This is a genomic window from Nocardioides sp. CPCC 206348, assembly GCF_048654705.1.
Lineage (GTDB): Bacteria > Actinomycetota > Actinomycetes > Propionibacteriales > Nocardioidaceae > Nocardioides.
In genome coordinates, this window is sequence record NZ_JBMCZA010000234.1 from 9822 (window position 1) to 10131 (window position 310).

General features: G+C 67.4%; 1 protein-coding gene. It reads left to right on the top strand.

The window, feature by feature from the left end; genetic code table 11:
* Positions 1-310, top strand: a 310-nt coding sequence (locus ACOADB_RS26815) for a hypothetical protein (protein ID WP_378606239.1), incomplete at both ends; no start/stop codon positions are given.

Genomic DNA, 310 nt, shown 5'->3' on the forward strand with positions numbered 1-310 from the left:
GGTGTTCGGCATCGTCAACTACGGCGACATGTTGAGCGTGCGCCAGTCGGTGAGCCAGGCGGCCTCGGAAGGTGCGCGTGCGGCCGCGGTCAACCCCGGCGACAACGCAGCCAAGATCACGGCAGGTCGCAAGGCCGTCGACGCCGCTCTCGACGCCCAGGACCAGAAGTGCAGCGCCTCGGGCTGCACCGTCACCATTGCCCCTTGCGTGGGCGAGATCACGAAGAGCTGCGCGACGGTCGTCGTCGAGATCGACTACGACGGCATCATCGCGGGCTTCGGGCTCGTCCTGCCGGACACGTTGTCCTAC